The sequence below is a fragment of the Rhodococcus sp. 7Tela_A2 genome (assembly GCF_049311045.1).
Classification (GTDB): domain Bacteria; phylum Actinomycetota; class Actinomycetes; order Mycobacteriales; family Mycobacteriaceae; genus Rhodococcus.
Genome location: NZ_JAXION010000041.1, coordinates 25,484 through 34,174, shown reverse-complemented (window position 1 = coordinate 34,174; position 8,691 = coordinate 25,484). Strand labels below are relative to the sequence as shown.

Sequence of the window (8,691 nt, the reverse complement as noted above, 5' to 3'; positions counted from 1 at the left end):
GGCGGGGGGGTGGGGGGGGGGGGGGGCGGGGGGGGGGGGGGGGGGGGTTAGGGCCCCCCCGGGGGGGGGGGCGGGGCCCCCGCGGACCGAACTCGTCGAGCAATCCGGTGTCTCCGGTCACGTGCACCAGTGACATGAGCAGTGGAGCCGGGTCGCACACCTCGATCGCCGCGTGCAGTTGCGATCTGCGGTCCTCGGCGTCGCCGGTCGCGCGGGAGCCGAGGGGCATTGTCTCGGTCATCGTTCGCCTCCCGTCGAGTGTTGTGCAGCAGTCATTTCAAGCATCCTTCTCACCGCCGATTTCGAATCCCTTGTACCCGGCAGCGGCGACCTCGGCGCAGATGTTGCCGTAGTTCGCGAAGCCTCCGATGTACGGCATGAAGACGCGAGGCTTGCCGGGGATATTGGCGCCCATGTACCACGAGTCGGCGGAAGGGAACAGGGTGGCCGCGGCCTTCTTGTTGCACTCCTCGACCCATTCGGCGACGGCTTGCTCGGTCGCTTCGATCGACACGGCGTTGTGCTCGTCGAGGTGGTCGAGACAGTCGGCGATCCAATCCACCTGCTGCTCGGCACCGAGCACCATGTTCGCCAGCACGCTCGGACTTCCGGGCCCCACCATCACGAACATGTTCGGGAACCCCGCCACCGCCATGCCCAGATAGGTGCGCGGTCCGGCGGACCATTCGTCGCGGAGGGCACGGCCGTCGCGACCACGGATGTCGATCCGCGAGAGCGCGCCCGTCATCGCATCGAATCCGGTGGCGAAGACGAGCATGTCGAGCGGGTAGTCGGTGTCGCTGGTTCGGATACCCCCTTCAGTGATCTCCACGATCGGTGTGGACCGGAGGTTCACCAGCGTCACGTTTTCCCGGTTGTATGTCTCGAAATATCCACTGTCCGTGACGATCCGCTTGGTGCCGATCGGGTGGTCGGTGGGGATCAAACGGTTCGCGATCTCTGGGTCCTTCACCATGTCGCGAATCTTCGCCTCGACATACTCGCGGGCGGTGTCGTTCGCCTCGATGCTGATCGTCTGGTCCGGGAACGCCTTGGCGAAGAGGTAACCGCCGCGCTGCCACCACTCGTCGTATACCCGCCGACGCTCTGCTTCGTCGACCTCGAGCGCTCCCTTCGGGTACGGAGTAAACGGGGTTCCGCCCCCGCTCAACCGTGCCAGACGTCGTCGCTCCGGGTACGACGCTTTGACTTCCGCGATCTGCTCGGGGCTCAGTGGAGTGTTCCCGGCGGGAAGCGAGTAGTTGGGACTGCGCTGGAACACGACGACCTGTTCGGCTTCCTGCGCGATGATCGGAATCGACTGGATGCCCGAGGATCCCGTCCCGATTACGCCGACGCGCTTGCCGGCGAATTCGACGGTGTGCCGAGGCCATTCGCCGGTGTGGTACGACTCTCCGGTGAAGGAGTCACGGCCGGGGATGTCGGGCCGGTTCGTGGCCGACAGCACTCCGGTTGCCATGACGACGAACCTTGCGGTCACGGATCGCCCCGTGTCGGTGGTGATCGTCCACAGTGCCGAGACCTCGTCGTACACGGTGGAGACCACCCGGGTGAGGAATTCGAACGCGCTGTGCAGGTCGTGCCGACCGGCGACGTGCTCGAGGTAGGCAAGGATTTCTTCCTGCGTGGCAAACCGCTCGGACCAGGTCCACTCCTGCTGGAGATCTTCGTCGAACGAGTACGAGTAGTCGACGCTCTCGACGTCGCATCGCGCACCCGGATAGCGGTTGTGGAACCAGGTTCCGCCGACTCCGTCGGCAGCCTCGAAACCGTGCACCGTCATTCCGCGTCCACGGAGCTTGTATACCGCGTACAGGCCGGAGATACCTGCACCGATCACGACGGCATCGACATCACTTGTCTGCGCGCCCATTGTGTTCACATCCTTGTCGGCGGGTCTCGTACGACGGGTCCGCCCCTTTGTCGAATCAGTCGATGGGGTCATGCGGTTTCCGCTGCTGCCGCCTTCATCTCCTTGGCCCACGACCATTCGTGGCCCCAGTAGCTGTCCGCGGTGATTTCTTCTGCCGTGTAATAGGTCTCGTCGACGAGCTTGCCCTCCGTGCCGTACTCGATGTCGAAGCCACCCGGTGCACGCACGTAGAACGAGATCATCTTGTCGTTGGTGTGTCTGCCCAATGTCGACGACACCGGGAACCCCCGCGCCTCGACCTGGTCGAGTGCACGACCCACCGCGTCGAGCGAGTCGACTTCGACCATGACGTGGATCAATCCCGGATCGCGGCCTTCGAAGCTCGGCATGATCGCCAGACTGTGGTGCCGCTGGTTCACGCCGAGGAAGCGAATCCGCATCGGTTCTGCTCCCGGAGGTGTGGGCATCCGGAAGGCACCACGCGGAAGGAATTCCAGTACCTCGGTATAGAAGTGGTACGACTGGTCGAAAGCGGTGGTCGGCATCACCACGTGGCCTAGGCCCTGAGGTCCGGTGACGAACTTCTGTCCGTAGCGGGTGATGACCGGGCTGTGGTCGAGGGCCGGGCCGAAGAAGAACTCGAGTGGGGTGCCACCCGGATCCGTCATCATCAATCCGCCCTCGACGCGACGCATCTCGCACGTTTCGAACGGCATCGGTGTGTACTCGCATCCTGCGGAGCCGAGCCGGTCGGTCAGTGCCCGCAGGGCAGCAGCGTCGCGAACCTCCCAGCCGACCGCGGTGACCCGGTCGGCGTTGCCGGGTTCGACGGTGATTCGAGCGGGCCTTTCGTCCATGCGGAAGTGCAACGCGTCGTCCTCGGGACCGGTTCCGGGCGCAAAACCCAGCACGTCGAATCCGAGTTCGCGCCAGCGATCCATGTCGGTGGCCTGGACGCGAACGTATCCGAGGCCCTTGATCTCAGTCACAGTTTTTTCCTTTCGGTAATGCAGAAGAAGCGTCAGATCATCACGCGGAGAGGACCGTTCGGCACCTCGACGCCCAGCGAGGCCATTGCCGAGGCGTGGTACGTCGTGCTGGTGACGTGGATGGCGTGGTGCAGGCCGGCGTGGGCGTCGCGCCAGAACCGCTGCAACGGGTTGTCCATGCGTAGCGCATTGCCGCCGGACCGGTCGAAGATCTCGTCGGCAGCGCGCACGGCGCGCCACGCCGACCGCACCTGGTTGCGCCGCGAGGCCGCACGGGTTTCGAAGTCGATCTCCTTGCCCGCGTCGACGGCGTCCCAGATGCGGTCGACGTTCGCGAGGAGCTGCTGACGGGCCGCGTCGATTTCCGCGGCGGCGTCACCGAGTGCGTGGAGCACGTACGGATCGTCCTTGATTGCCGTTCCGGCCGCTCCGACCCGGCCGCGCTGGTAGTCGATCCCGGCGGCGAGAACGCCCTCGCAGATGCCGATGGTCGCCGCGGTGATACCGAGCGGGAACATCGTCGACCACGGCATCCGGTACAGGGTTTCGGTCACGCCGTATTCCTTGGCTGCGGTCCCGTCGATCACCTCCCCGGCGTTCATCACCCGATAGCCGGGAATGAATGCATCCCTGACCACGATGTCTTTGCTACCGGTTCCGCGTAGTCCGACGACGTCCCAGGAGTCTTCGACGATCTCGTAGTCGGACCGGGGAAGGATCACGTGCAGGCCCGTGGGTGGCATCGTCGGCTTTCCGTCGTTGCCGCCGACCATCGCTCCGAGAAAGATCCAGTCGCAGTGTTCGGTTCCGGACGAGAACTGCCACCGGCCGGTCATCCTGTATCCGCCGTCGACGGGGATTGCGACGCCGCCCGGCATGTAGGGCGAGGCCTGCCAGGTGTCGGAGTCCGTGCCCAGGATCTCGTCCTGCACCTTGGGGTCTGCGAAGGCGAGTTGCCACGGGTGGACGCCGACGATGCCGCCGACCCACCCTGCGGATCCGTAGATGCTCGCGGTCTTCATCACGGTCTCGGCGAACTCACGCGGGTGTGCCTCGTACCCGTTGTACTTCTTGCGCTGCAGCAATCGGATGATGCCGGCACTCTTCAGGCTCTTGGCCATGTCATCGGTCAGGCGGCCCAAGGAATCGGATTCCTCGGCCCCCGCTCCGAGCACGTCGCCGATTGCGACAATCTTTTCGAGCACTTCGTAGCTCATGTAGTTCTCCTGTGCGGAATGGGAAAGTGTGGCGGTGGATCGCGAGGCGGTCTCCCGACTCACCGGGACTGCCTAGAAGACGCTGCGTCCTGCGGCGAAGTTCTCGTCCACTTCGGTCTGCCAGCTCGCCAGGGCGCGCTCGGTATCGATCTCGAACTCGAAACGGTTGATCATTTCAGGACGCACGTCTTCGATGTCGACGTAGAAGTGCTCTTACCAGCGGCGGAGCTGGTAAACGAACCGTCCCCTTCGCACGGCAAGGGGCCGTAGTACGTTGCGGACGAAGGGCTTTCGTAACTGTAGTTCGTGGACTGGCTGACACCTGCGCGTCCGCTCTCGGCTTCGAGCGCATCACCTGTGCGGCCGTGTGCCCTTCGAACAACCCAGTCGGTCCAGCCCGGATTGCCGTAGATGGGGATCTTGGGTATCGCGAGTTCGGCCGACGGTTTACCGCCCTGCGGGTCGTGCCACACGAACAACTGGCCGCTCACTTCCGCCACCTGCCGCGCACGCGTGCGAGCAATCGGAGGAATCCGGCGGGCATAAGGCATCTCGGCACACTGGCCGTCACCGAGCCAACGCCAATCGTGGAACGGACACGAGATGGTGTCCCCCTTGACCGGTCCTTGCGCCAGATTTCCGCCCGTGTGGCGGCAGTAGGCGTCCAGGACGCTCAGCCGCCCGTCCTCACCGGCGAACACGACAAGCGACGTCCCGAATGCGTCGACCTGATGAAGTTTTCCATCGGCGAAGTCGCGCACCAGCCCGAGGCAGTGCCGGCCACGTGCGTAACGTTGCGGTGGCCCACCCGTGTCGATGACGCGAACCTCGCCGTCTGGGACGGTAGCGTTCACTGGGCCTCCTGATCGACTGATCGCGACAACTTCCCGCAAGTGGGTGTCGTCAGCTTGACGAAGCAGCGAGCGCCTGTGATGTCGGTCTCCCGTTGTGCGGGAGGTCGATTTCGGAGGCCTTCCCCCCGCGTGGCACGGTCACCCACGATAGATACGCCACACACCGGGAACCTATGGTGATCTGAAGCACAATTACTGCACGGCCAGGAGGACGAGTTGAGCACGTCGCACCCCGATGAGGTACCGGTTTCCGTGGTGGACCGGGTGTCGTTGGTTCTCGAGGCCCTGAGCGCCGGACCGATGACACTGGCAAAGGTCACCGCACGAACCGGGCTCCCCAGATCGTCGGCGCATCGCCTGCTCGAACAACTCGCCAATGCCGGGTGGCTTGCCCGATCCCCCGAGCAGACGTACGAACTCGGCGTGAAGGCATACGAGATGGGCCAAGCAGCGCTCAACCAGAACCGACTCCTGCATCACGCGCGCCCCGTGATGCACACCTTCGCTCAGCGAACGGGATTCACCATTCAACTCGGAGTGATCGATCGCGGTGACATCGTCTACCTTGCCAAAGTGAACGGGCGCGCCACCCGCCCCCCCCCCTCGGCCCGCGGGGCACGCGCCCCCCCCCCCCTGCCCCCGGGCGGGAAGATCATCATGGCGTACTGGGCGGTCCACGGTTGCCACTGGCCCCGCGGACTCCGCGCCCCGAGCGCGGTCGCGTCCCCGCCCCAGGCGGAGTCGACCAGGTTCGACGAGGAACTTGCGCAGGCGCGCGATCGTGGTGCAGCCTTCGACCGCGGTGAGACGTACTCCGGCATCGCATGTGTCGGGGTGTCGATCGGGCCGCCGGATCACATGTACGGCAATTTCGCCGCAATCTCTGTTACTGCGCCGGTCGGTGCATTCGAACACCAGAAGATGGTCGCTCCCCTTCGCGTAGCCGCAGGGGAGATCTGGCAGCGTTGCGTAGCCGCGGACCTCGCGAACCACTGAGCAGATCCGCCCGTCGGCCACCACCATCCGCCCCTCGGTCAGGAATCACGATGACCGGTAGTGCAGACGATGCGCCCGCCCAGGTCGCAGCACCGGCCGACGAGGGCACTCCGGCCGAGAAAAAGCCGCCGGCGATTGCGCGGGGTTCGATGATGCGCGCACCGGTTTCGGCGACCTCGACGGCAGTGCCGGCAACTACATCGGCCATGTGGAGACTCCCCGTAGGGGCGACCGTCCACACGGGTTCCGGAGGAATTCACCACCGTACGAGCACGATCCGGGCCGTGAACTGCAGCGTCCCGCGGAATCTCGTGACGGACGAAACGGATTCCCGAACGGTGACGAATGGGAGCCTCCCGCCGAGTGGGCGGCGTCCTCGTTCCGGGTTCATATTCACCGCAGCGTGGGAGAAAGCACCCGGGTCAGATACTCCACGATGCGCTCGAAAAGTTCTCTGGCCGGGTCCAGCACAGTGATCATCGTGGCGAAGCCGTGCATCATGCCGTCGTAGCGCTGCAGTTCCACCGGGACACCGGCGGCCTGCATTCGGTACGCATACTCCTCGGTACCGTCCCGCGTGGGGTCCACTTCGGCCGTGACGACGAAAGCGCGAGGAAGTCCGCCCAGGTCCGTGGCGAGACCGGGATTGACGAATGGCGAGTCGCGGGGGGCCCCCTCCGGCGCGTACATGTCCCAGAACCACCGGCAGTCGGCAGGTGAGAGCAGTACCGTCTCGTGTTCAGGATTGGTGATCTCCATCGTCGCGCCCCCATACAGGCTGACCTGCGCTACCGGAAGCGGAAGCCCCGTGTCTCTCAGCTGGCAACTGAGAGCGAATACCAGGGAACCACCGGCACTTTCACCGGCCAGCGCCGAGTTCTCGACATCAGCTGCCCCCAACTCGACCGGACTGGACCGGATCCACTCCCACACGGTCCGGCAATCGTCGAGTGCGGCCGGATACGGATTCTCCGGCGACAACCGGTAGTCGACCGAAACGACGACCACCCGCGCCGCGATGCAGAGTCTGCGGAGATACTCTTCGTTCTGGTCAAGGCCGCCGACGGCAAAACCACCGCTGTGCATCCACTGCACCACAGGAAGACCCATGTCGTCGGATGGCCGGTAAACCCGTACCGGCACTCCGCCCGCAGGAGAAGACACGACGACGTCTTCTCGGTGGTGAACGGGTGTTGTCGCCGGTATCGCCCCTGCCGCCAGTAAGGCACGCAGCTCACCGACAGGTATCAGGTGCATCGGTTTCGCCATCCGAGCAGCCGAAGCATCGACCACTCGCTGGGCGTCCGGGGACAAAGACATACATATTCCGTTTCGTACGAGGAACATCCGGTTCCGGGCGGGCTCGTTTCCGACTTTCGACTTCGACTTCGAATCGATCAGTCCACTCGCCACCGCACCTCAGCCACGACGTGGTCGGCGTATCGCACCGAATCCTGTGTATCGAGCACAACCTCGACACGGCTGAACGCCGGTCCGGTGTCCGTCGTCCGCACAGTGCCGCGCACCACACCGCTCGAGACGTTGTGAGGCTTGCCGTCGATGATCTTGGTCACGAAGATGTACGACGCGAAGGAGAGTTCACCGTTCTCGATGCCGGTCGGAAAGACGTTGGTGCCGTTGTGCCGAAGTGGGTACGGGCTGTTGCTCCGGTGGTCCGTTTTCCACGCCATGACGTCGTCCGCTCCGTGCAGATCGGCTCGTATGAAGTCTTCGTAATCAGTGGTTCCGGTGTCGCTTGCACAGGTGAAGCTGATGTCGTCGGTCATCAATGCCCGCAGTGCCACAGGGTTCCACTCGTCGTAGTGGAACCACCATGCCGCCAGAAGGGCAGCGAGATCGCCAGGAGTAGGGGCCGAATGGTTCATGAAGCCTCTCTTGTCTTTGGTGAACGGCAGATCAGGACAGGTAGTGCCTTGCAGGCCTGCACCGCATTCGGCCTTCCCATAACGCCGAACCATTCGTCGACAGGATCATCGGAAAATCGCTCACCTTCCAGCCTGATTCCCCGATCCGCGGACGAAGCACGGAAGGCCACTGAAGGGAACAGTAATCACCACGTCGCCGCATTCGTTCCCTGCTGCGATCGGACGAACATCGTCCCGGTCCTTCGATGCGCCGTCTTGTAGCAAACAGGTTCTTCCCTGCCGGGCGCAGTCGATCACTCAGCGGGAGGGTGCTTTGCTCTCCACGATCTCGACCGGCCTTATAGAGACACGAGATGACCCGGCTCGGACGATCTCGGTCGTCACCCCAACCTCGAGGACGGACCATGACCAGCGACAAGCGCTTCGCTTTCACCAAGATCTTCGTCGACGACATCGAAGCCCAAGCCTCCTTCTACCGTGCAGCATTCGAGATGAGAGAAAAGAACCGACTTACCATCGGTACAGGCCGGGACGCCGTGGAGGAGATCATCCTCACCAGCGGACGCGGCGACGATTCGTCACTGATCGTGTGGCGCTATCCCGAGCGCCCCACACCGGCGCAGGGCGAGGCCGTGGTCGGATTCAACGTCCCCAACCTCGAAGACACTGTGCGAGCCGTCGAGGCAGCGGGAGGAACTGTCCACACCAAGATCGAGCAGATGCCGGAACTCGGATTCGCGGTGGCGTTCGTGAAAGACCCCGAGGGCCACCTCATCGAAATCGTGCAGAACCTGTGAACCCCGCAAGGCGCACGGGCCTTTGCTCCCGAGCTTTCCCTGTACGGGAATACCGTCC

General features: G+C 64.1%; 8 protein-coding genes. 2 read left to right on the top strand and 6 right to left on the bottom strand.

From position 1 onward, the window contains the following. Positions 1-277: 277 nt before the first annotated feature. The 4 genes from TVH25_RS10155 to TVH25_RS10140 all read right to left on the bottom strand — a co-directional run bounded on the left by TVH25_RS10155 (position 278) and on the right by TVH25_RS10140 (position 4,954). Positions 278-1,894 (bottom strand): flavin-containing monooxygenase, encoded by a 1,617-nt coding sequence (locus TVH25_RS10155; protein ID WP_422424032.1) that lies wholly within the window; start codon positions 1,892-1,894, stop codon positions 278-280. Between the two features lie 68 nt (positions 1,895-1,962). Beyond that, on the bottom strand, positions 1,963-2,883 hold the full coding sequence (locus TVH25_RS10150) for a VOC family protein (protein WP_422424031.1): 921 nt from the start codon (positions 2,881-2,883) through the stop codon (positions 1,963-1,965). A gap of 32 nt (positions 2,884-2,915) precedes the next feature. After that, on the bottom strand, positions 2,916-4,100 hold the full coding sequence (locus tag TVH25_RS10145; protein ID WP_422424029.1) for an acyl-CoA dehydrogenase family protein: 1,185 nt from the start codon (positions 4,098-4,100) through the stop codon (positions 2,916-2,918). Between the two features lie 170 nt (positions 4,101-4,270). Next, positions 4,271-4,954, bottom strand: a complete 684-nt coding sequence (locus tag TVH25_RS10140; protein ID WP_422424028.1) for a Rieske 2Fe-2S domain-containing protein — start codon at positions 4,952-4,954, stop codon at positions 4,271-4,273. A gap of 216 nt (positions 4,955-5,170) precedes the next feature. Between TVH25_RS10140 and TVH25_RS10135 the strand changes: the two genes are divergently transcribed. Further along, positions 5,171-5,950, top strand: coding sequence for an IclR family transcriptional regulator (locus tag TVH25_RS10135; protein WP_422424027.1), 780 nt, complete (start codon positions 5,171-5,173; stop codon positions 5,948-5,950). Positions 5,951-6,343: 393 nt separating this feature from the next. Here the strand turns inward: TVH25_RS10135 and TVH25_RS10130 are convergent, their stop codons facing one another. Then, the gene (locus TVH25_RS10130; protein ID WP_422424033.1) at positions 6,344-7,207 is read right to left on the bottom strand and encodes an alpha/beta hydrolase; all 864 of its coding nucleotides are present in this window, start codon (positions 7,205-7,207) and stop codon (positions 6,344-6,346) included. 140 nt (positions 7,208-7,347) lie between these two features. Further along, positions 7,348-7,836, bottom strand: a complete 489-nt coding sequence (locus TVH25_RS10125; RefSeq protein WP_422424026.1) for a hypothetical protein — start codon at positions 7,834-7,836, stop codon at positions 7,348-7,350. 404 nt (positions 7,837-8,240) lie between these two features. Here TVH25_RS10125 and TVH25_RS10120 point away from each other — a divergent pair, with 404 nt between their 5' ends. Beyond that, positions 8,241-8,633, top strand: a complete 393-nt coding sequence (locus TVH25_RS10120) for a VOC family protein (protein ID WP_422424025.1) — start codon at positions 8,241-8,243, stop codon at positions 8,631-8,633. Positions 8,634-8,691 lie beyond the last annotated feature (58 nt).

Excerpts from the sequence above, each read along its gene's own strand:
- TVH25_RS10155 (WP_422424032.1), bottom strand. The coding sequence starts at position 1,894 with ATGGGCGCGCAGACAAGTGATGTCGATGCCGTCGTGATCGGTGCAGGT.
- TVH25_RS10145 (WP_422424029.1), bottom strand. The coding sequence starts at position 4,100 with ATGAGCTACGAAGTGCTCGAAAAGATTGTCGCAATCGGCGACGTGCTC.
- TVH25_RS10130 (WP_422424033.1), bottom strand. The coding sequence starts at position 7,207 with ATGCACCTGATACCTGTCGGTGAGCTGCGTGCCTTACTGGCGGCAGGG.
- TVH25_RS10125 (WP_422424026.1), bottom strand. The coding sequence starts at position 7,836 with ATGAACCATTCGGCCCCTACTCCTGGCGATCTCGCTGCCCTTCTGGCG.
- TVH25_RS10120 (WP_422424025.1), top strand. The coding sequence starts at position 8,241 with ATGACCAGCGACAAGCGCTTCGCTTTCACCAAGATCTTCGTCGACGAC.